The sequence below is a fragment of the Halorientalis regularis genome (assembly GCF_023698535.1).
In the GTDB taxonomy this organism is placed as follows: domain Archaea; phylum Halobacteriota; class Halobacteria; order Halobacteriales; family Haloarculaceae; genus Halorientalis; species Halorientalis regularis.
On record NZ_JALJCL010000016.1, the window covers coordinates 1 to 19338 of the forward strand.

The 19338-nt window shown below is 66.5% G+C and carries 24 protein-coding genes, 1 tRNA gene and 1 pseudogene; 10 read left to right on the forward strand and 16 right to left on the reverse strand.

Annotated features, from left to right (window positions below; translation table 11 throughout):
* From MU521_RS17775 to MU521_RS17790, 4 genes and pseudogenes are all read right to left on the reverse strand, one after another.
* Positions 1 to 71, reverse strand: a pseudogene (locus tag MU521_RS17775) (IS6 family transposase); the annotation flags it as partial.
* 772 nt (positions 72 to 843) lie between these two features.
* Positions 844 to 2502, reverse strand: a complete 1659-nt coding sequence (locus MU521_RS17780; RefSeq protein WP_092694184.1) for a histidine kinase N-terminal 7TM domain-containing protein — start codon at positions 2500 to 2502, stop codon at positions 844 to 846.
* Positions 2503 to 2747: 245 nt separating this feature from the next.
* Positions 2748 to 3197 carry a DUF3592 domain-containing protein gene (locus tag MU521_RS17785; protein ID WP_092694186.1) on the reverse strand — a complete coding sequence of 150 codons (450 nt, stop codon included), beginning with the start codon at positions 3195 to 3197 and terminating at the stop codon, positions 2748 to 2750.
* A 158-nt stretch (positions 3198 to 3355) separates the two neighbouring features.
* Positions 3356 to 4033 (reverse strand): SOS response-associated peptidase, encoded by a 678-nt coding sequence (locus MU521_RS17790; RefSeq protein ID WP_092694188.1) that lies wholly within the window; start codon positions 4031 to 4033, stop codon positions 3356 to 3358.
* A 75-nt stretch (positions 4034 to 4108) separates the two neighbouring features.
* On the opposite strand from MU521_RS17790, the gene MU521_RS17795 reads away from it, so the two are divergent.
* The 5 genes from MU521_RS17795 (at position 4109) to MU521_RS17815 (ending at position 8412) form a co-directional block, all read left to right on the forward strand.
* Positions 4109 to 5413 (forward strand): 5'-deoxyadenosine deaminase, encoded by a 1305-nt coding sequence (locus MU521_RS17795; protein ID WP_092694190.1) that lies wholly within the window; start codon positions 4109 to 4111, stop codon positions 5411 to 5413.
* 67 nt (positions 5414 to 5480) lie between these two features.
* Positions 5481 to 5584: transfer RNA gene (locus MU521_RS17800), tRNA-OTHER, on the forward strand.
* A gap of 297 nt (positions 5585 to 5881) precedes the next feature.
* Positions 5882 to 7063, forward strand: coding sequence for a bifunctional sugar-1-phosphate nucleotidylyltransferase/acetyltransferase (gene glmU / locus MU521_RS17805; RefSeq protein ID WP_092694192.1), 1182 nt, complete (start codon positions 5882 to 5884; stop codon positions 7061 to 7063).
* 224 nt (positions 7064 to 7287) lie between these two features.
* Positions 7288 to 8139 carry an SDR family oxidoreductase gene (locus MU521_RS17810; RefSeq protein ID WP_092694194.1) on the forward strand — a complete coding sequence of 284 codons (852 nt, stop codon included), beginning with the start codon at positions 7288 to 7290 and terminating at the stop codon, positions 8137 to 8139.
* 87 nt (positions 8140 to 8226) lie between these two features.
* Positions 8227 to 8412, forward strand: coding sequence for a DUF7576 family protein (locus tag MU521_RS17815; protein ID WP_092694196.1), 186 nt, complete (start codon positions 8227 to 8229; stop codon positions 8410 to 8412).
* Between the two features lie 81 nt (positions 8413 to 8493).
* On the opposite strand, the gene MU521_RS17820 is transcribed toward MU521_RS17815, so the two are convergent.
* The 5 genes from MU521_RS17820 to MU521_RS17840 form a co-directional block, all read right to left on the reverse strand.
* Positions 8494 to 8928, reverse strand: a complete 435-nt coding sequence (locus tag MU521_RS17820) for a CBS domain-containing protein (protein ID WP_092694198.1) — start codon at positions 8926 to 8928, stop codon at positions 8494 to 8496.
* Positions 8929 to 9024: 96 nt separating this feature from the next.
* Entirely contained in the window at positions 9025 to 9588 is a 564-nt protein-coding gene (locus tag MU521_RS17825; protein WP_092694200.1) for a hypothetical protein, read from the reverse strand.
* An 80-nt stretch (positions 9589 to 9668) separates the two neighbouring features.
* Complete coding sequence (locus MU521_RS17830; protein WP_092694202.1) at positions 9669 to 10253, reverse strand: hypothetical protein; 585 nt, start codon at positions 10251 to 10253, stop codon at positions 9669 to 9671.
* A gap of 91 nt (positions 10254 to 10344) precedes the next feature.
* Complete coding sequence (gene nirK / locus MU521_RS17835) at positions 10345 to 11466, reverse strand: copper-containing nitrite reductase (protein ID WP_092694204.1); 1122 nt, start codon at positions 11464 to 11466, stop codon at positions 10345 to 10347.
* Positions 11467 to 11627: 161 nt separating this feature from the next.
* Positions 11628 to 12032 (reverse strand): MoaD/ThiS family protein, encoded by a 405-nt coding sequence (locus MU521_RS17840; RefSeq protein WP_092694206.1) that lies wholly within the window; start codon positions 12030 to 12032, stop codon positions 11628 to 11630.
* 131 nt (positions 12033 to 12163) lie between these two features.
* On the opposite strand from MU521_RS17840, the gene MU521_RS17845 reads away from it, so the two are divergent.
* On the forward strand, positions 12164 to 12469 hold the full coding sequence (locus MU521_RS17845) for a CGCGG family putative rSAM-modified RiPP protein (protein ID WP_092694208.1): 306 nt from the start codon (positions 12164 to 12166) through the stop codon (positions 12467 to 12469).
* 64 nt (positions 12470 to 12533) lie between these two features.
* Positions 12534 to 13625 carry a TIGR04053 family radical SAM/SPASM domain-containing protein gene (locus tag MU521_RS17850; RefSeq protein ID WP_092694210.1) on the forward strand — a complete coding sequence of 364 codons (1092 nt, stop codon included), beginning with the start codon at positions 12534 to 12536 and terminating at the stop codon, positions 13623 to 13625.
* Positions 13626 to 13655: 30 nt separating this feature from the next.
* Here MU521_RS17850 and MU521_RS17855 read toward each other — a convergent pair whose 3' ends face one another.
* Both MU521_RS17855 and MU521_RS17860 read right to left on the reverse strand, forming a co-directional pair.
* On the reverse strand, positions 13656 to 14321 hold the full coding sequence (locus MU521_RS17855) for a helix-turn-helix domain-containing protein (protein WP_092694212.1): 666 nt from the start codon (positions 14319 to 14321) through the stop codon (positions 13656 to 13658).
* Between the two features lie 68 nt (positions 14322 to 14389).
* On the reverse strand, positions 14390 to 15046 hold the full coding sequence (locus tag MU521_RS17860) for a helix-turn-helix domain-containing protein (RefSeq protein WP_092694214.1): 657 nt from the start codon (positions 15044 to 15046) through the stop codon (positions 14390 to 14392).
* Positions 15047 to 15161: 115 nt separating this feature from the next.
* Between MU521_RS17860 and MU521_RS17865 the strand changes: the two genes are divergently transcribed.
* On the forward strand, positions 15162 to 15440 hold the full coding sequence (locus tag MU521_RS17865; RefSeq protein WP_092694216.1) for a DUF2249 domain-containing protein: 279 nt from the start codon (positions 15162 to 15164) through the stop codon (positions 15438 to 15440).
* Entirely contained in the window at positions 15437 to 15778 is a 342-nt protein-coding gene (locus MU521_RS17870; protein ID WP_175452913.1) for a hypothetical protein, read from the forward strand. The genes MU521_RS17865 and MU521_RS17870 overlap by 4 nt, the downstream gene beginning before the upstream one ends.
* On the opposite strand, the gene MU521_RS17875 is transcribed toward MU521_RS17870, so the two are convergent.
* Genes MU521_RS17875 through MU521_RS17885 form a run of 3 tightly spaced genes read right to left on the reverse strand, consistent with a single transcriptional unit; the run spans position 15775 to position 16725 of the window.
* On the reverse strand, positions 15775 to 16074 hold the full coding sequence (locus MU521_RS17875) for a cupin domain-containing protein (protein ID WP_092694220.1): 300 nt from the start codon (positions 16072 to 16074) through the stop codon (positions 15775 to 15777). The two genes, MU521_RS17870 and MU521_RS17875, sit on opposite strands and share 4 nt — an antisense overlap.
* The gene (locus MU521_RS17880) at positions 16074 to 16301 is read right to left on the reverse strand and encodes a DUF2249 domain-containing protein (RefSeq protein ID WP_092694222.1); all 228 of its coding nucleotides are present in this window, start codon (positions 16299 to 16301) and stop codon (positions 16074 to 16076) included. Before MU521_RS17880 ends, MU521_RS17875 begins: the two co-directional genes overlap by 1 nt.
* A gap of 52 nt (positions 16302 to 16353) precedes the next feature.
* Complete coding sequence (locus MU521_RS17885; protein WP_092694224.1) at positions 16354 to 16725, reverse strand: cupin domain-containing protein; 372 nt, start codon at positions 16723 to 16725, stop codon at positions 16354 to 16356.
* Positions 16726 to 16813: 88 nt separating this feature from the next.
* Here MU521_RS17885 and MU521_RS17890 point away from each other — a divergent pair, with 88 nt between their 5' ends.
* Positions 16814 to 18004 carry a hypothetical protein gene (locus tag MU521_RS17890; protein ID WP_092694226.1) on the forward strand — a complete coding sequence of 397 codons (1191 nt, stop codon included), beginning with the start codon at positions 16814 to 16816 and terminating at the stop codon, positions 18002 to 18004.
* Here the strand turns inward: MU521_RS17890 and MU521_RS17895 are convergent.
* Together MU521_RS17895 and MU521_RS17900 are read right to left on the reverse strand one after the other, a co-directional pair.
* Positions 18001 to 18597: a DUF7998 family protein gene (locus MU521_RS17895; protein WP_175452914.1), complete on the reverse strand. Its 597-nt coding sequence runs from the start codon at positions 18595 to 18597 to the stop codon at positions 18001 to 18003. The genes MU521_RS17890 and MU521_RS17895 overlap by 4 nt on opposite strands.
* 83 nt (positions 18598 to 18680) lie before the next feature.
* A complete protein-coding gene (locus MU521_RS17900; RefSeq protein WP_092694229.1) occupies positions 18681 to 19301 on the reverse strand; it encodes a helix-turn-helix domain-containing protein in 621 nt (206 codons plus the stop codon).
* Between the last annotated feature and the right edge of the window lie 37 nt (positions 19302 to 19338).

Consider the following 19338-nt stretch of genomic DNA (forward strand, 5'->3'; position numbering starts at 1 on the left):
GTGCGCTCGTTCTCCCAAACGTCTTGACTGTCCTCTTCCAACGTCTCGCTGAGGAGGTCTGCGAGTTGCATAGGCACTTCTCGCTACAGCCTCCTCGCTTCTCAAACTCACTCAACTAGACAGTGCCCCCACGGTCTGTCTATCCAAGTGTTGTCAGGACTCGCGTGCAAGATACACGGCGCATATCGGGCGCGAGCCCGGCGGTTGCCCAGCCACGGCGGAGAGCCGCGCGTCACCGACTCCTGCCCCGTATACTCGGTCTACGGGGTTTGGGACGGTGCCTGCCAGTATCGCGTTCGTGCAGAGGCGCCGGCGACCGGCGCGAGTCTCACGTTGCCAGTCGAACTCGCGAATACCGAGGGCGACGACCCAGGGGCGGCAATCAGACCTGTGGTCAGCGGCGGGGAGTTTGATGTGTTACTGAATGAGCAGACGCGCCGACTCAACACCAGTTCTTCTTTTATAAGATGATGACCTCTCTGTAGAGTGAAGACTACCCCCACATTGCACAGTTTCTGCGGTCGTTGATATTAGGGCTAACGCGCACGCACCGGCCGGTCGGCTGAACCGACCGACCCGCAGGTCGGCCCGTCGGAAACATCCGCGACGATGACCGAACGTAATCTCATCGAAGCTGCCGTCGTCGCCACCGGCTGAAGCAGCCAAGGGCACCGTGTGACGGTCGCCTCCAGTCGATGACGATTCGATACCGACCACGTCACCGAACCGCTGTTTGGTTCGCGCCCTATCGGAGCCAGAGTCGAGTCCGAACAACCCACGGACATCGTATACGCTGCCGGTTGATCCAGCGAGAGAATCCCCCCGTTCACTGCGGGAAGGACGTCATTGGCGTGGTATGCGGATCGTAGCCGTCGTCCCCCCGGTGTCGCTCTCGAAGCTCAATGAGGCCCCAGAACGCTCGATCACCAAGTCGACGACCCACAAGCCCACACCGATCCCGTGCTCCAACGATGTTTCCCTTCCCCGGTCCCGAACGGCCAGCTCCTGTTCCGGTATTCCCGGGCCGTTATCGGTGATGCTCACCGCGACCTCGTCGTCGGTCTCCGTAAGTACCACCTCTACCGCGGGGTCCGCGGCGGTGTTGTGCTCTGCAGCGTTCTCTACGAGGTTGTCCAGTGCTAGCCTTATCGACGGGAGTGTCTCGACGGGACACGAATTGGGCAGCCGGTCGCTGAACGCGACTTCCGGATACGTCTCCCGGTGCGTCTCGAGCAGCTGCTCGACCGTCGCGGCGAGGTCGATCATTGTCGGGTTCTCGTCGCTCTCGATGAGCTGCTCGGCGACGCGGGTCTTCGAGCTGATTGAGAGAAGTCTGTCGGCGCTCGAAATGGTGGTTTCCGCCAGTTCTGCGCGTCGCCCTTCGAGTTCGACCAGCAACTGCTCGTTCTGTGCTTTGATGACATCGAGTTCGTTGCGGATGTTGTGGCGGAGAACCCGTGACTGGACCTGACTCAGCAGGTCGAGCTCACGCTCGCGTTGTTTCAACTGCGTGACCTCTCGAAACACGATGACACGAGCAAGGGGGCTGTCACCTCGGCCGTTGATTTCGGAGACGATGAGGCTGAAGTCGCGCTTGCGTCCCCCGTGGGTCACCGCGATCGTCCCCTCGGTGCCGGTTTTGAGCCGTTCGACGAGGTCCGGGAACGGTTGGAAGAACGACCCGACGGTCACGTTCTGGTAGCCCGAGTCGACATCCGAGAGGTCCCGTGCAGCGGGGTTCGCGTCGATCACCCGCCCCTCGGTGTCGATCGCTACAACCGGGTCGCTCATGCTCCGCAAGGCGCGGCCACGGCTGACCGGGACGAGGTCGAGGAAGTCGGCTCTGAGCACCGCCCAGCCGATGCCCAGTGTCATCACGACGAACCCCAGCGCTGTCCAGTTGAGCGAGGTGATGCCGAGCAGGTCCAGTACGTTCAGCGCGAGCGGCGGCACGATACAGGCCAGGAGTAGGCCGCTCTGCGTCCGACGCGCGTCGGTGGTCTCGAGAACATCAGAGAACAGTAATCCACAGGCGGCCAAGATGAGCCCATACATACAGAGGATGTGGACGATGTTCAGCGGGAGCGGGAGTACGAGCAGCGGTTCCGACTGCCGAAGGTAGATCGGCGAAAAGAACAGATGGTGGAGTGGGTCGGTGAGCGCGAGGGTCTGTACAATCGTAAAATAGCTTCCCCCCGCGGCGAACACTCGTCGATCCGGGACGATGGTCTCCGTATGCTCGCCGACGGTGACGAGCCACCCGAACCCGAGTAGGACTCCCGAGGCCACGACCACGTTGTTCGCAGCGTATACGGCCCAATCCGGAAGCGGAGTCGCGAAGAGGGTGAGCCCGAGCGAAAACAGACTCGCACCAGGTGCGACCATGAGCAGGCCGGTCGCTCCCGGTTTGTCGCGGTTTCGGAGGGCTGGAATCACGACCAGCAGCGACAGGACCGCGCCCAGCAGAGATATGACAACAAATCGAAACTGAGGGAACAGCATCACCCGTCATATACCAACGAGCTTCCGCTACGATAGGTTTGCGGTGCACGTTACCGGCCGGACGGTCGGCTTCGGACCGTGGACCACGGACGGGTCGTGAACGGCCTCAACGACCGGCCGGTCGACACGGCTCGAGGCGGGCCGAGGCGCGTCGGCCCACACGCCCGCTGGCGCCGATCCAGTTATTCGGGCGGAGTGATGTGATTCAGCGACCCAGCGGACGGACATCACCCTAACGGAGCGGTTCAAAATTGAGAAGCGACGGATTTGTAGACTGGTCTTCCGACCAGGAATAGGCCTAAGATGCCGAATATAAGTGGTAGAGGGCTACTCTCTCTTTCGAGATACGATTTTGAGGGCGAGCCTTGCACGACATAGGCCGTGGTTGTCTCACCGACATTATACTGGTCAATTCTGTCTTCCGCGGCAGTCCTTGTGTCGGACGCTTTTGTTCCGATTCCCGGTCTGATGTTGTCGGAACTGTATTGGGTTCCGTTGTACGTGTAGCTGTAAGTGACGTGGGGGGTGTACCTGTCCCCCCTTTTTGAGGAGTCCATGGTGACTTCTTTGCTCTCTACCGTGGCTTCAATCTGCACCCCGGACGAGAGGCTTTGTTGCTGAGAGTATGCCATGTATCCAGCAACTCCGAGCAGCACAACCCCCAGTATTATACTTATCAGAGACAGCTTCGACATATTCGTGGTTGTTTAGACTACTGAATGTCGCTTTCGACGTGTTTCTCACTGCGCAACACACGCTCTACATCTTGCACGCACCATGAGAAATGTCCAGTAACAAATAGGTAAAGCAGTAGATGGGGGACTCACGAGTCCACGGTTGAAGAACCACTCAGTCAGGCAAACTCGCCCAGTCCCGACTGTTCGGACTCGTCGGGTTCGATGATCGACGGCGAGTCGTTGCTGGGGTCGTTGACGGCCGTCGAGATGGGATACGCGTCGAGGTCGTCGCCGGGGTATGGCCGGCACAGGGACTCGCGCTCGTCGGGCCCCGCGGTCAGCCAGGTCGCCTCCTCGTCGCGGGGCAGGATCACGGGCATCCGGTGGTGGATGGGTTCTACCACGTCGTTCGGCTCGGTCGTGAGGACCGTGACCGTATCGAGAGTCCCGGCGCTGGTCTCGCGTCGCTCCCACAGGCCGGCCATAGCGAAGGCCACCTCGTTCTCTCGGTGGAACCGGTAGGGCTGTTTCGGACCGCGCTCGACGGGTTTCCAGTCGTAGAATCCCGAGGAGAGGACGAGACAGGGGCGAGACTCCCAGGCGGCCTCGAAGGCGGGTTTCTCGGCGGCCGTCTCCGACCGGGCGTTGATGAACCCCTCGTCGTCGGCGTCGGCCCACTCCGGGAGCAGGCCCCAGCGAAATCGGTCGATCCGATCGGGAGCCTCGTTCGTGACGACCTCGACTGGTTCGGAGGGCGCGACGTTGTACCGCGGCCGGTAGTCGTCGGGAACGGTCGCGTCGAAGCGCTCGCGGAGTTCAGCCGCCGGCGCGAACAGTGAGGTGCGGCCACACATGACTCGACCGTGGGCCGGCGAACGGTTGGGTCTGTCGGGAGCTTTTTGCCGGTCACCGCGCTACGTGGGGAGGGTATGTTACTCGCGGGGACGGTCGTCGCCGACGCCGAGACGGTGGTCGAGGACGGGGCGGTCGTGGTCGACGGGGACCGGATCGAGGCGGTGGGCTCGGCCGACGACATCCGGGAGCGGTACCCGGACCACGAGTCCCGGGAGTACGACATCCTCGCACCGGGACTCGTCGGCGGACACGTCCACTCCGTCCAGTCGCTCGGCCGCGGCATCGCCGACGACACCGACCTCCTGGAGTGGCTCACCGATCACATTCTCCCGATGGAGGCGACACTGGACGCCGAGGGAATGCGGCTCGCGGCCGAAGTGGGTTATCTGGAGGCCATCGAGTCCGGCACGACGACCGTGATCGACCACCTGTCGGTCCACCACGCGGATCGGGCGTTCGAGGCGGCCGCCGACCTGGGCATCCGCGCCCGGATGGGAAAAGTGCTGATGGACCGGGACGCGCCCGCCGGCCTGCAGGAATCCGCCGACGAGGCGCTGACCGAGAGCGGGCGACTGATCGAGCGCTACCACGACACCTGCGGCGGACGCATTCAGTACGCTGTCACGCCGCGGTTCGCGATCAGTTGCACCGAAGCCTGTCTCCGTGGCGCGCGCGAACTGGCCAATGCACACGAAGGGGTCCGGCTCCACACCCACGCCAGCGAGAACCGGGGCGAGATCGAACGGATCGAAGGGGAGACCGGCATGCGAAACGTCGAGTGGCTCCACGAGGTGGGGCTGACCGGCGAGGACGTGGTGCTGGCCCACTGCGTCTGGACCGACGAGCGCGAACGGGAGATTCTGGCCGAGACTGGGACCCACGTCACCCACTGCCCGTCGTCGAACATGAAACTCGCCTCCGGGGTCGCCCCGGTCGCGGACTACCTCGACCGCGGCATCAACGTCGCGCTGGGCAACGACGGGCCGCCCTGCAACAACACGCTCGACCCGTTCACCGAGATGCGCCAGGCCAGCCTGCTGGGGAAAGTGGACGCGCTCGATCCGACGACCCTGCCCGCCCGGACGGTGTTCGCGATGGCGACGACAAACGGCGCGAACGCCGCGGGCTTCGACCGTGTCGGCCGTCTCCGCGAGGGCTGGAGAGCGGACGTGATCGGCCTCTGGACCGACCGGATGCGAGCGGTCCCGATCCACGACGTGTACTCGCACCTGGTCTACTCGGCCCACGGCGACGACGTGGCGTTCACGATGGTCGACGGCGACGTGCTGTACGAGGACGGCGACCACGTCGGCGTCGACGCGGCGGCGGTCAGGGAGCGGGCCCGCGAGTACGAGCTGGATTGCACGGACGGCGAGTGAGAACACCCGGTCGATTTCGGGGGCACCGTAGGGTTCATACCGCTCGGAGACCAACTAATTCTCGCTTGGAAGGGTGGCTCAGTGGTAGAGCGCCGATGGTTGGAATGCCAGAAACCCGGCTATCGGTCAACCCGCAATGGGCTTCGCGTGGTTCGAATCCCGCCCCTTCCGTCCACGAACAGACTCCTCCCGCGAGACGTACCAACCTCGAGCGGTGCGTCCGTTCGTGGACGAGTGCAGATTTGAACGAGGCCAGTCGCAGCCCGGAACGACCGAGCGGAGCGAGGTCGGACGCCCGGACCGTCTGGACGTAGTTCGAATCCCGCCCTTTCCGTCCAGCGATTCGTCCGACGAGGCGCGCCAGTGCCGAGCGATGCGGCCGGCCCTGGAGAGTACAGGATACGAGTGTGCGTCCTACGGTGACGAACAGCCGGTAGGGCTATGTGGGAGCCAGCGGCAGGGCCGAACATGCAGGCTGTGATCCTCGCCGCGGGAGAGGGGACGCGGATGCGTCCGCTGACGGCGTCGCTGCCGAAACCGATGTTGCCGGTGGCCGACCGGCCGCTCTCGGCCCACACCGCCGACGCGGCGGTGGAGGCAGGCGTCGACGAACTCGTGTTCGTCGTCGGCTACGAACAGGCGGTCGTGCGGGACCACTTCGGCGACCGCTACCGGGGCGTGCCGGTGTCCTACGCCCTCCAGGAGGAGCAGCTCGGGACGGCCCATGCCGTGAAAGCGGCCGAAGACCACATCGACGGGGCTTTCGCCGTGCTGAACGGCGACGACCTCTACGATCCAGGCGCGCTGTCGGCGCTGTTCACCGGCGGCCCCGCAGTCGGCACGTACGCCGTCGAGGACCCGACACCCTACGGCGTGTTCGACGTGCAGGACGGCACTGTCACGGATATCGAGGAGAAGCCGACGGATCCGCCCTCCAGTCTGGTCAACGTCGGCGCGTACGTCTTCCCCGCCGAGGCACGGGACTGGCTGGACGTGCCGATGAGCGAACGCGGCGAACACGAGATTACGGACGTGCTGGAGCGGGTGATCGACGAGTTCGACGTGCGGACGGTCGAAGTCGAGCGCTGGCTCGGTGTCGGCCGCCCCTGGGAACTGCTGGAGGCCAACGAGTGGAAGCTCGACGAACTCGAACCCACGGTCAGGGGTGACGTGAGCGACGACGCCGACCTCCGTGGCCCGGTCGTCGTCGAGGAGGGGGCGACCGTCGAACCGGGCGTCGTGATCGAGGGACCGGCACTGCTCCGGAGCGGCGCGGACGTGGGCCCGAACGCGTACATTCGGGGCTCGACACTACTCTGTGAAGACGCCCACGTCGGCAACGGCGTCGAGGTCAAAAACAGCGTGATCATGCAGGGGACGAACGTGCCCCACCTGTCTTACGTCGGGGACAGCGTCCTCGGTCGGGACGTGAACTTTGGCGCGGGGACGCAGGTGGCGAACCTCCGGCACGACGACGAGGAGGTGAAACTGACGGTCAAGGGCGAGCGGGTCTCGACAGGCCGGCGGAAGTTCGGCGTCGTGGCCGGCGACGGGGCCAAGACGGGGATCAACACGAGCCTGCGTCCCGGCGTGACGCTCTCGCCCGGGGCGACGACCGAACCCGGCGAATCGGTCACGCGGGACCGCTGACTCAGGGGACCGAGCCAATCGCGAGCGCGACGGAAAGGGCGGCGACAGCGAGACTCACGAGCCAGACGAGGAGGCGTTTTGCGTTGGCAACGACGACCGAGGGCATGGTCGCTTGTTGGGGGCCCGTGACTTAATTTCACGCCGTTCTGTCGCGGTCCACCGCTTCCCGTAGCGACCGCCGTTGCAGGAGTTATATGAGGTATGCCAGAGTGGAACAGTCACGGATGATCGAGACACCAGACCTCAGCGGTCAGACCGCGTTCATCACCGGAACCACCCGCGGCATCGGCAAGGCGCTCGCGCTCGAACTCGCCGAGGCCGGCTGTAACGTCGTCTCGACGGGCAAGACCGTCGACGACTCCGACACCGACCTGGAGGGGACGATCCACAAGACGGCCGAGGAGTGCGCCGAGAAGGGCGTCGACACGCACGCGATCCAGCTGAACGTCCGCGACGAGGACGCCGTCGAGGCCGCCGTCGAGGAGGCCATCGCGGAGTTGGGCGAGATCAACATCGTCATCAACAACGCGAGCGCGATCCAGATGGCCAACGTCGAGCAGATGCCGGCCAACCGCTACGACCTCATGAACGAGGTCAACGTGCGTGGCACCTACCTGGTCTCCCGCGCGTTCCTCGACCACCTCAAAGAGGTCGAGGAGGACGCGTGGCTCCTGACGAACGCGCCGCCGGTCGAGATCGACCGCTCGCCCGGTAAGGCCGCCTACTCGTGGTCGAAGATGGGGATGTCGTTCATCACGCTCTCGCTGGCCCAGGAACTGGGCGGCTACGACATCGGCTGTAACTCCTTCTGGCCGGTGACCGCCATCGACACGCGCGCGACCCGGTACTTCGGCATGGGTACCGAGGACGACTGGCGGACGCCCCAGATCGTCGCGGATACAGTCATGGAGATCCTCTCGCGGGACCCCGCGGAGTTCACCGGGAACGCGGTCTACGACGAGGAACTGCTCGCCGAGGCCGGCGTCACGGACTTCAGCGAGTACAACCTGACCGAGGGCGACCCCGCGCCCATGTCGGCACAGATGTTCGACCCCGACTACGAGCGCTCGATCTGAGTCCCGACCGACGGCCCGCCGCTGTCGGGCCTCGTCGCTCGGCGGCGATATGTGGGATTAAGTACGTCGGTTGCACAGGTACACTCAATGGTCGATCCGACATCGGATATCGGCGAAGACGTATCGGAGGACGACGCGCCCGTCTGTGAGACGTGTGAGGATGTTGTCGTCGACGAACCGGACCACCGCGTAATAACGTGGATCGATGACGAAGAGGTGCAGTCGGCGCACTTCTGTGACGAGACGTGCCGGATGGACTGGGACGGCCAGTAGTACGTTTTCTCTCTGGGCGGTTTTGCGGTCGGGACGCCTGCTGTGTTCGGTCGCGAAGGGGGTACCGCCGACGGAGGTCGATTACTCGAACTCGCCGTCGGAGACGTCTTCTTCGGTCTGCCCGGCCATCTCCAGGCGGTGGTGGGGCAGGTAATGTGCCAGGTCCGTCGTCGTGACGATGCCGACGGGCTTGCCGTCCTCGGTGACGGGCAACTTCTTGACGCCGTTGTTGCCCATGCGGTCGCCGGCGTTCTCCACGGTATCGTCGGGCCGGATGGTCACGACCGGTTCGGACATCAACTGGCCGACGGTCGTGTCCGCCGGGTCCTTGCCCTGCCCGATGGACTTGACCACGTCGTACTCGGTGATGATGCCGGTGATGGGGTCCTCGCCGATAATGAGTGAGCCGACGCCTTCCTCCGCGAACACGCGCGCCACCTCTTCGACGGTCGCGTCGTTTCCGACCGTCTTGACCGGGGAGCTCATGATCTCGCTGACTGGCGTTTCGTCTGCCATAGCTGTACGTGGGCGGTCGGGCGCCGCACTCTTAAGAGTAGCCCTCCCCGGAACGAATCGGGCGACGGAGGCTGGATCTCCGGTCGTGTGCCCAAGTCACTGACTGAGGCGTTCGCGCAGCTCCTCCATCTGGGTCTGGAGCTGTTCGAACCCTTCGAAGGGCGTGCCGTCGGTCTCCTGCTGGAGTTTTTCGAGCTGTTCTTCGGTCTGTTCGAGGAAGGAGAGGGTCTGTTCTTCGAGGTCCTCGTGGGCCTGGCGAAGCTGTTCGACCTGCTGGTCGACCGACTCGACGTAAGACTCGGCGGCCGATTCGGCGTTGTCGAAGCCGGCCTCGGTGACCTCCAGCGCCTGCTCGTTGGCCTGCTGGGTCGCCTCCTCGGCGGCGTCGAACTGCTGGTCGATTGCCTCCCGGATCTGGTCGAAGTCCGTCTCGTCCTCGGGAACCATCCCCTCGATGGCGTCGAGAGTGCTGTGGATCGCCTCGCGTGTCATCTCCGAGCCGCGTTCGGACGCCTCGGCACTGCCTTCCACCCCGCTCAACATCGCCTCGTTGAGCCGCTGCTGGAACTCGATCCCCTGCTGCATGGCCTTCTGGCTCCGTTCGAGCGCCTGCCGCTGGAGTTCGAAGGCCTGGCTGACCGGATTATCGTCGTTTGCCATGTGCCGAGTGTCGGTAGCCAGCCGTTTGAAGGCTAGTGATACGAAACTGGCAGTTCGGCCTCGCCTGGCCGCCACCGGAATCAGTCGGCCGGCCCGACCTCGTAGCTGGCCAGTCGGGCGTGCATCGTCTCCAGGTCCGTCTGGAGCGTCGACAGCTGGCGGCGGAAGTCGGCCACCTGCTCGGCTTTCTCGTCCTCGTCGAGGGACTCGACGTACTCGCGCAGTCGCGCCTCGAGTGCCTCGTGTTTGGCCAGCAAGACGTTGAGCCGGCGATTGAGCGCGAGCAACACCGACCGAAGCCCGCGCTCGTAGCGGTCGAATCCCGCGTCGGCGGCGTCGACGAGTCTCTCGCCGGCGGCTTCATTCGCACTCACGAGGGCATCGAGCGGTCGCTCGGCCAGTCGCCGGAGCGGGCCCGACTGGTCGGCGGCCGGTTCGCCGCGGAGCGCGTCGTCGAGCCAGTCGGCCCCGTCACGAACGGCGTCGGCACAGAACTCGACGACCGCCTCGCGTGTGGCCACCTCCGCCTGCAGGCCGGCCAGCACCGCGTCGTCGACCTGGCGCTGGAAGACGAGTCCGTTCCACACAGCCATGCGGCCCTCGCGGACGGCCGTCCGCTGGAGACCGAACGTCCGACCGAGCGCGTCGGACTCGTGGTGTGTCATATCACACCACAGTGTTTGGGGACGAATTAACTCTGGTGTCTAGCACACCGGGCGATATCGAGGGTCGAAACGGGATTTCGGCCCCGGTCGGTCACTCGTAGAGGGGGCCTTCGTGGCTGGACCCTTTCGCGTCGGGGTCGTAGATCCGGTCGTTCCCGCTCCCGTTCACGTCGACTTCGGCGAGCAGGCCCTTCCGGGCGACCCGGGAGAGGGCGTGGTCGACGAGTTTGATCCGTTCGGGGACCGGCGTCTCCATCTCGCCGATCATACAGCTCCCTGGCGGGACCTTCATCGTCTGGATGTTCCTGTCCGCGTAGCCGGCGAAGTCGCCGTCTTCGGGGAGGCCGCCGTCGCGGTAGGCCTGACTCCAGACGTTGCCGATGGGGTGGAAGTTACTGGAGAGGTTCGGGCCGCCGTCGACCAGGAACACCCGCACGCGGTCGCCCTGATCGACCCCGACAGGGCCGTACCGTGCGGCCGCCCAGGCGTACTTCTCGCCGTTGAGGACCACGTAGGTGGGATTCTCGTCGGCCATCGACTCGAAGTCGAACCCGTGGTGGCCCTCCTCGCCGGTGTCCTTGTCCGTGTACAGTTCGTGCTGGCCGAGGTACAGTTCCGTGTCGACTTCGGGGAGCCCCTGCTTTGGCTCGACCAGGATCATCCCGAACATCCCGGCACTGATGTGGTAGTCCAGGTTCGGGACGGCGCAGTGGTAGATGAACGCGCCGGGGTAGCGAGCCTGGAACCGCATCGAGTTCTCGCTGCCGGGGTTGGCCGTCGTCGCCACCGCGCCGCCGCCGGTCCCGTAGACGGCGTGGAGGTCGACGTTGTGGGCCATCGCGTTGTCCGGCAGGTTGTCGAGGGTGAGTTCGACGGTGTCGCCCCGCCGGACCCGGATCATCGGGCCGGGGATCTGCCCGTCGAAGGTCATGTAGTCGAACGTGACGCCGGGTTCGATCTCGGCGGTCACCTCCTCGACTTCCAGCGTCACCTCGTGAGTCTTCGGGGACGACCAGTCGACGGGATCGGGGAGGTCGGTCGGGTCCGCGGCCACCTGGTCCGCGTCGGTCTCGGCCGGCCCGTCGGACTGGGTGGAGTTAGTCGTCGTCTCGGTCACCGATGGGGCCTCGTTCCCGGAACAGCCGGCGATGGTCGCCGCCGCACCGCTGATCCCGAAGGCCTGCAGCCACGTCCGCCGCGTAGAGTCGAACATTGTAAGTCACCGTACAGGTGATACTATCTGTCGGACGGGGATAAAGCGCGAAGTGCGTTCCTGCGGCGTGAGAAGCCTTCTCAGCCGGTGAGAACGGACTCGCGAAAACGCGAATCGGTTCGGATCGTTTATATTGTTGCCGGGTCGATGGCGGCTACCCATCAGAGACAGAACATGAACGGGTAGACGAGCGCAACCCGGTCGCCGTCGTCGAGACGGGTGTCGAGTCCGTCCAGTGACTCGTTGAATCGGCCGTTGACGAGCACTCGTGCGTACGCGCGAGTCTGTTCGCCTTCGGGATTCGCGTTCCACGTCCCGGGCACGTCCTCGTCCACGGGTGCCCAGCCACGGGTGGTCGCCTCCGCTTCCGTCTCGGCGATGAGCATGTCGGCCACGTCGTACTCCTCGAAGAAGGCGTCGAGGAACGTCCGGAGCGTCGTTCCGGTAAAGGTAAACTCCAGTCGCGGCTGGCCCACGGCCGACCGGACGTGTCCGGTGCAGTTCACCGTCACTGTCGTCAGTCGCTCGTCGCTTCCGGTCTCGGACCCGACGGCTGTCCCTGGCATGGACACCAGTATCCACGCGCCACCCCAAAACCCAGTGCCGAACACGTTCGCGCCTGCCACCGGGAGCGTTCGAGGGACCGAACATGTTCGCCAGAGGTGGTTCGGCGGCGCGGGTCCAACGTCGAGACGGGATGACTGTCTCACACGATTCGGTCGAGCCGGTGACGGAGTCGACCCACGACAACTCCTGGTCGGCGAATCTGGAGAAGCCCCACCACGCCGAGGAGCGGGAGCTGGTGGTCGCGCAGGCCCGCGACGCCGTCGACCACACGGTGGCGGGCAACCACGTCAACCTCGTGACCCACGGCGACCACGGCCACCCCGAGGGGTACCTGTACGAGGCACTCGACGCGACCTACGGCGAGGCCGTGGAGTACGAGTACGTCGAACAGTGTGGCTGTGGCGGCCACGTGACCCGCGTCCACGTCCGCGAGTAGTGACCGTTCCCGGGCGGTGGGAATCCTGCCCGCAGTTACGACGATCCGACGACCACCCAAATCTATGAACCGAGATCTCGACACGAGCCGGCGGCCCCTGGTGTTGATCTGGGAAGTCACGCAGGCCTGTGAACTCGCCTGCGAACACTGCCGGGCCGACGCACAGTCGATGCGTCACCCCGACGAACTCACGACCGACGAGGGGAAAGCCCTGCTCGATTCGGCCCGCGAGTTCGCCGAGAACCAGCTCGTCGTCCTCTCCGGGGGTGACCCGTGCAAACGATCCGACCTCACCGAACTGGTCCGCTACGGGTCAGAGCAGGGGCTGAGTGTGTCCCTGACGCCCAGCGGCACCGACGAATTGACCGCCGACGTGCTGGAGGACCTGTCCGAGGCCGGCCTCCGCCGAATCGCGCTCAGCCTCGACGGCGGCGACGCCGAGAGTCACGACGCTTTCCGCGGGGAGACCGGGAGCTTCGCGGCGACGGTGGACGCGGCCGAGGCCGCCCGCGATGCGGGGCTCCCGCTCCAGATCAACACGACGGTCTGTGCCGAGACGGTCGAGCAGTTGCCGACGATCCGCGACCGCGTTCGCGAACTGGGTGCGGTGCTGTGGAGCGTGTTCTTTCTCGTCCCCGTCGGCCGCGGCCAGTTGCTCGACTCCATCGACCCCGAACGCGCCGACCGCGTGATGGACTGGCTGGCCGAGACCGCCGACGAGGAACCGTTCGGTATCAAGACGACCGAAGCACCCCACTACCGGCGCGTCAAACTCCAGCGTCGGGCCGCGGACGGGGACGCGGACGACGGGAGCGCCGACGCCGGACGCCAGCGACGGGGCGGCATCGTCGCGGGCGACGGCTTCGCGTTCGTGAGCCACACCGGCGACGTGTACCCCTCGGGATTTCTGCCCGAGTCGGCTGGCAACGTCCGCGAGGACGACCTCGTGGACTGCTACCGGAATTCGGACCTGTTCACCGCGCTCCGGGACCGTGATCGGCTCTCGGGGAAGTGCGGAGCCTGTGAGTTTCGGCACGTCTGTGGCGGGAGTCGGTCCCGGGCGTACGCGACCACGGGCGATCCGCTGGCGAGCGATCCGCTCTGCCCCCACGTCCCCGATGGGTACGATGCAGGTGAGGGTGCAGCGGGCGACTAGCCGGTCCGCCAGGCTGGAAGCGACGGGCGATTAGAGCGACTCGCGGGCGACCGGTCCGAGGACCTTCCGCTGGGCCGCGGCGAGGTGTTCGGCGAGTGTCGACGGCGAGATGCCGAGTTCCCCGGCCACTTCCTCGGCGTTGGCCCCTTTCGGGTAGTCGAAGTAGCCCATCTCGTAGGCGGTCGCCAGGACCTCGCGCTGGCGCTCGGTCAGCCGCCCGGTGTCGACGGAGACGAAGCCGTTGCCGACGAGTTCGCCGGACTGGCTGAGATTGCGGACGGCCACGTCGTCGAACCGCTCGCGGGCGGCGGCGACGATCTCGCGCACCCGGTCGGGATCCGGTGCGTAGAACACCAGATACAGCGTCCCGTCGACGGCGTGCACGTCGCTGACCGGACAGCCGTAGCTCTCGACCAGATCCACCAGACAGGTCTCGGCCTCGCACTGACAGCGGTAGCGGACGCCCTCGTCGGTCCGGAACACCGGGTCGCCGTCGACGCCGTCGGCCGCGGTGTCGCTCTGGACCGTGAACTCCGTGCTGGTACTCGTCTGTGACCCGCAACTGGTCCGGGCAACCGAGTCGACCCGGGCCCCGGAATCGCTCGACGCTTCCGCGAGCGGACACTCACGCGGCCGCGTGATGGCGAGGGTCACCCTGACGCCGGCCTGGATGGGGTTGGGTTCGGTCGTGCTCATATCTGTACGTTTACACCCTCACGTCAAAACCGGCGGGCGACGTTCTCAGACTGTAGGAACGTCGACCGTCACTGGGCCTCGGCGATCAACCCCTCGTCGAGTTCCGCGACGAACTCCTTGACGATGGTCCCCTCGGCGCGGTGTAACGTCTCGCTGACGGTCGATTTCGCCATCCCGAGGTGGTCGGCCAGCTCCGTCAGCGACGACTCACGCGGCGTGTCGTAGTACCCCTGCTGGACGGCCGCCACCACGAGGTCACGCTGGCGGTCGGTCAGCAACTGGTCCGTCGAGTCGACGGTCCGCCGGACGAACTCCACGTCGAAGCTCATGCCGAACTGTTCGAGCTGGGAGCCGAACGTCGACAGTCGGTCCTGAGAGGCGGTCACCTCCACGGTCGCGCGGCCGTCGCGGATCTCGACCGGCGGCTCCAGCGGGATGCCCGACTCCTTGACCGAGAACAACAAGAGCGGTTCGGTCGTCTCGAACTGGATCAGCGTCCGGCCGTCGGACTCGCCGAGCAGATCCAGCGACACGATGGTCTCACGCTCCTGGATGCGCCGGATTACCTCCGGGAGGTTCGGGCCGCTGAGTTCGACCAGCCCGACACCGGTCTCCCCGGTCGGGAGCGCCGCCAGCACCCGAAACTCCACGTCCGGGTAGTCCGTCGAGAGGTCGCCGATCCAGGCCGCCTGCGGCAGTCGGACGCTCAGTTTGGCTCGTGGCATGGGATACCCGATACTTGCCGGCACGCCTCCCAGTACGTGTCTCCGAACATGTTCGGGGTATGGTCCGAACCAGTTCGGCATAACGGTTGGGGGTAGCCTCGACGAACGTTCGAGTATGGGAGTCGAGACCACAGACATCGCCCGCAGAGCCGTCGAGGAGACGGGTGCACCGCGCTCGGCACCGCGGGAGCGACTGGACGCGCGGGACCTCGGGCCGCCCAAACCGCTGAAGCAGACGCTGGAGCGGCTCACGGAACTCGACGACGGGACGGTCCTGGTCCAGCTCAACGACCGCGCGCCACAGCATCTCTACCCCAAACTCGACGACCGGGGCTACGCGTACGGCACCGTCGAACTGGACGCGGCCGTCGTGACCGTCGTCTGGACGCCGTGACCGGGACTGCAGAGGCCGATACGGTCGGCGAGCATCCCGGCGACGAGTCCACGGATATCGCGCGGGCCATCGAGCGTATCGACGACCGCGCGGCCACGGTCCGGGAGCGACAGGTCGAGCGCGCGCTGGCCGAACTGGAGACGGTGGGCGACCCTGACCCGGAGACACGCGCCGCGGTCCGGCGGCTGGCCGACCGGCTCACCGGGCGGCTGGTCGCGACGCCGAAAGCGGCGCTTCGACAGGGTGTGGATGGGAGCAGTAGCGAGAACGAGACGGCGGCGGGCCCGGACCCCGACGCCGAGGCTGTCCGGGTCGCGCTGGACCTGTTCGGCGACTAATCCTCGACCCGTCGGGAGAGTACCAGCAGTGCCTCGCTGTCCTCGACGGCCTTCGGGGACACCTCGCGGCGGCCGTCGAACCGGATCACGTCGTCCGGTTCGAGATCGTGGGTCTCGTCGTCGAGGTCGAGCGCGATCTCCCCCGAGAGCAGGTGCAGGACGACCGTCCGCTCGGGGTGGCGGTGCGGGTCGACCCGCTCGCCGGCCGCCAGCTCGAGCCGGATCACCAGCGGGTCGTCGAACAGTTTCGCGTGGGGTGACCCGGTCAGTTCGTCGAGTGCGACGGTTTCGGCCATCACTGCTTGGGGAACTCCGCGACGAATTTCTCGGTGTCCTCGCGGCGCACCTCGTAGTTGTCCGCGTCGAAAGCGTCGACCTCGGCCTCCATCTCGTAGTACAGCGGCTTGGGGTCGTGGTCGTTGATCAGCCGCAGGGTCTCTCCGGAGGCCATCTCCGCGAAGGTGTCCATGATCTTCGGGTGGCGCTCCTTGGGCGGAATCTCGCGCACGTCGATTTCTGGCATACACCGACAGTTCCCACCGGGTCGCCCTCCGGGTTGTCCCGAACGTGTTCGGCTACGGTTCGAACTCGCCGTTTTGCAGGCCCCGGCGGACGGGTTCGTGTTCGGCGTCGGTGGGGGGCGGTGCGGTCACCAGCACGGCTTCCAGACGCTCGCCCGCGGTGGCTCTGACGCCGCGGTCGGTGCCGGCGGGAACGCTCACGACCGAGCCCGGTTCGACCGCGTGGTCGGTGTCGCCGTCCCTGACGATTCCCCGCCCCGACTGGACGACGACCGTCACGTCGCTGTCCGGTGCGTGGACCGGGATGAACTGTCCGGGCTCGAAGTACGCACAGACAGCCTTCGAGCGCTCGGTGCGGAAGACGCCCTGGGCGCTGAACTGGTCGTCGGCGTAGTCGCGTTCGCTGTCGAGGTCCGTGGCTGGCATACCCGGAGCTACCGGCCCGCGCCGCCTGCCGGTTGTCCCGAATCGGTTCGGGACCGAGCCTTTTCACACCGGCGTACGAGACGCCGCTATGTCGACGGCGAGCGCCACGGTATCCAGATGGACCCGCCGGTTCGTCGCGGCCGGGGCCTGCTGGCTGGTTCTGTGGAGTCTCGCTGCCCTGTTCGCACTCCCGCGCCGGACCGAGGTGACACTCGTCCTCTTTGGCTTCGTCTTCCACACGCTGTTCGGGAAGGCCTACGCACTCGTGCCGTCGTACTTCGACCGCACCCTCGCGTTCCCGCGGGCACCCGCGATCCAGCTTGCCCTCTCGGTTCTCGGCACCGCCGGGCTCGCGGCGGTCGGACTGCCGTGGGTCCCCGCACTCGTCGGTGCGGCCGGCGCGCTGCTGTGGGCCGCCGGCGTCGCGGTGTTTCTCGGAACGCTCGCCTGGACGATCCGTGACAACCTCGCCGGCGCCGAGACGGGAACGGGCGACCACGACGCCGACCGACGACCGGTCGACCGGATCGCCAACGCCGCGATGCCCGTCGCCTTCGCGTATCTCGCGGTCGGGACGGCGGTCCTCGTCGCTGCCCACATCCCGGTCGACGCGCCGTTCCCGTACGCGCCCCAGCGCACGCACCTGTTCGCGGCAGGGACCGCGGCCCTGCTCGTCTTCGCCGTCGGCTTCCGACTCCTCCCCCGATTCTTCGTCGCCGACCCGCCGAAAACGCTGGTCGCGGTCGCACTGCCGTCGGGCGCGGGCGCACCGGTACTCCTCGCACTGACACTGCCAGCGGGGCCGATATTCCGGTTCGGGGCCGCCCTCGAAGCCCTCGCGGTCGTCGCCTTCGCGCTGGCCGTGCTGTGGCTGATCGCCCGGAGCGACCGCGAGCGGGTCGGCCGGTACGGGGTCGGCCTCGGAGCGATCTCGGGTGTCGCCGTCGTCGGCCTCGGTCTCTCGTTCGCGTTCGTCGGTCTCGATACCGCGCTCGTGGTTACCCACTACCGGTTCGCGCTGGTCGGCTTCCTCGGGCTGACAATCGTCGGCGTCGCCACGCAGTTCTACCCGCCAGCCGTCGGCGAATTCCCGGTGGACGGCGACCGGCTGGCACTGGGCGTGTTGGTGGCACTGGCCGGCGGACTCCTCGTCGACGCCGCGGGGCGACTGACCGATCAGCCGACCATCGCCACCGGTGGGTTGGCGCTCGCGGCGCTCGGAGCGGTCGGGTACACGTGGCTCCTGCACGGAATCTTCCGCCAGCGGGCGCGGCGCTAGAACGGCGTCTCCGGTTCCTCCGCGTATCCCGCCTCGTCGGGCACGCCGGCCTGTCCGCCGCCAGCGCCACCGCGCTCGTCCGGGAGTTCCCCGGACTCCAGATACCGCGCCTCGTGGTCGCGCAGTTCCTCGTTGATCACGCCGCTTTCGTGGTGCATCTCGTCGACCCGGACCCGGACGAGGTCGTACTCGTGGCGGTCCGCGAGACCGTTCCAGGCCCGGAACGACCCCTTCGCGAGCGTCGTACTCTGGGGGCAAAACTCCGTCGTCGGCGTGAACTCGGCGACGAGGACGCGACGGTCGCCGGCGTCGGGGCCGTCGGTCGCGCCGCGTTCGCGCGCGTACCGGTAACCGGCGTCGGGGTGGCGCACGTCGAGGTTCAACCGCGCGAGGTTGTAGCCGAAGGTCATGTCGTACACGCCGCGCTCGTCGAACAGCGTGCGGGTCAGTTGGTGGACGGCGAGGTGGTCACGGCCGGTCAGCACGTCGTGCTCGGCCAGGTACCTGCCGGGGTCGGGGATGCTCTCGGGAACGAACGCGTCGTAGTCGTCGAACGTCGCGTCGTCGCCGGAGAACGGCGAGGGGATGTTCATACGAGGCGGTACGGCCAGCCACGCCGTGGGTACAGTCCCGAATTTGTTCGGGGTCGTCCGGGCCGAGCCGGCGACCGACCGGATCAGTCCTCGTCGGCGGTCGCGCCGAACAGCGCGGCCATGAGCTTCGTCTGGGCGGCCGCGAGGTGTTCCGCGAACGTCGACGGGGCGACCCCCAGTTCGGTCGCGACCTGCTCGGCGTTGGCCCCTTTCGGCCGCTCGAAGTAGCCCAGTCGGTAGGCCGTCCCCAACACCTCGCGTTGCCGGGCGGTGAACGTCGCCTCGTCGACGAAGGCGGGTTCCGAGTGACTGCCGGTCCCGTCCGAGCGCCGGAGCGACCGAACGGTGACGCCGGTCTCCCGGATTACGTCCAGGTCTTCGGAGATGAACGACAGTTCGATGGTCCCGTTCTCGGCCGTCACGTCCCGGACCGGGCAGCCGTACTCCTCGACGCGCTCGCAGGCGCAGTCCTGGTCGGCCTGCCGCTCGACCCGGTGGACCGCTTCCGAGTCGTAGCTGAAAATCCGGTCGCCGGGCACGCCGTCCCGGGCGACCGCCTCGTCGGTCGTCACTTCGACGGTGACGCTTCCGTCGACCGGCTGTCCCTGCGAGACCGACCGAACGCGACCCCCGGTACTCATCGGCGCGACCGGACAGCAGTTCGGTTCCCTGACGGCGACGGTCGCGAGACTCCCCTCGACCATGCCGAACGCGTTGCAGGCCCCGGACTAAGCTGTTATC

Coding starts and splice junctions, on each gene's coding strand:
- MU521_RS17875 (WP_092694220.1), bottom strand. CDS start 16,074: ATGGCCGAAACCGTCGCACTCGACGAACTGACCGGGTCACCCCACGCG.
- MU521_RS17880 (WP_092694222.1), bottom strand. CDS start 16,301: ATGCCAGAAATCGACGTGCGCGAGATTCCGCCCAAGGAGCGCCACCCG.
- MU521_RS17850 (WP_092694210.1), top strand. CDS start 12,534: ATGAACCGAGATCTCGACACGAGCCGGCGGCCCCTGGTGTTGATCTGG.
- MU521_RS17865 (WP_092694216.1), top strand. CDS start 15,162: ATGGGAGTCGAGACCACAGACATCGCCCGCAGAGCCGTCGAGGAGACG.
- MU521_RS17810 (WP_092694194.1), top strand. CDS start 7,288: ATGATCGAGACACCAGACCTCAGCGGTCAGACCGCGTTCATCACCGGA.
- MU521_RS17860 (WP_092694214.1), bottom strand. CDS start 15,046: ATGCCACGAGCCAAACTGAGCGTCCGACTGCCGCAGGCGGCCTGGATC.
- MU521_RS17815 (WP_092694196.1), top strand. CDS start 8,227: ATGGTCGATCCGACATCGGATATCGGCGAAGACGTATCGGAGGACGAC.
- MU521_RS17795 (WP_092694190.1), top strand. CDS start 4,109: ATGTTACTCGCGGGGACGGTCGTCGCCGACGCCGAGACGGTGGTCGAG.
- MU521_RS17895 (WP_175452914.1), bottom strand. CDS start 18,597: ATGAACATCCCCTCGCCGTTCTCCGGCGACGACGCGACGTTCGACGAC.
- MU521_RS17890 (WP_092694226.1), top strand. CDS start 16,814: ATGTCGACGGCGAGCGCCACGGTATCCAGATGGACCCGCCGGTTCGTC.
- MU521_RS17840 (WP_092694206.1), bottom strand. CDS start 12,032: ATGCCAGGGACAGCCGTCGGGTCCGAGACCGGAAGCGACGAGCGACTG.
- MU521_RS17790 (WP_092694188.1), bottom strand. CDS start 4,033: ATGTGTGGCCGCACCTCACTGTTCGCGCCGGCGGCTGAACTCCGCGAG.
- MU521_RS17825 (WP_092694200.1), bottom strand. CDS start 9,588: ATGGCAAACGACGATAATCCGGTCAGCCAGGCCTTCGAACTCCAGCGG.
- glmU (WP_092694192.1), top strand. CDS start 5,882: ATGCAGGCTGTGATCCTCGCCGCGGGAGAGGGGACGCGGATGCGTCCG.
- MU521_RS17855 (WP_092694212.1), bottom strand. CDS start 14,321: ATGAGCACGACCGAACCCAACCCCATCCAGGCCGGCGTCAGGGTGACC.
- MU521_RS17820 (WP_092694198.1), bottom strand. CDS start 8,928: ATGGCAGACGAAACGCCAGTCAGCGAGATCATGAGCTCCCCGGTCAAG.
- MU521_RS17900 (WP_092694229.1), bottom strand. CDS start 19,301: ATGGTCGAGGGGAGTCTCGCGACCGTCGCCGTCAGGGAACCGAACTGC.
- MU521_RS17845 (WP_092694208.1), top strand. CDS start 12,164: ATGACTGTCTCACACGATTCGGTCGAGCCGGTGACGGAGTCGACCCAC.
- MU521_RS17830 (WP_092694202.1), bottom strand. CDS start 10,253: ATGACACACCACGAGTCCGACGCGCTCGGTCGGACGTTCGGTCTCCAG.
- MU521_RS17885 (WP_092694224.1), bottom strand. CDS start 16,725: ATGCCAGCCACGGACCTCGACAGCGAACGCGACTACGCCGACGACCAG.
- MU521_RS17785 (WP_092694186.1), bottom strand. CDS start 3,197: ATGTCGAAGCTGTCTCTGATAAGTATAATACTGGGGGTTGTGCTGCTC.
- MU521_RS17780 (WP_092694184.1), bottom strand. CDS start 2,502: ATGCTGTTCCCTCAGTTTCGATTTGTTGTCATATCTCTGCTGGGCGCG.
- nirK (WP_092694204.1), bottom strand. CDS start 11,466: ATGTTCGACTCTACGCGGCGGACGTGGCTGCAGGCCTTCGGGATCAGC.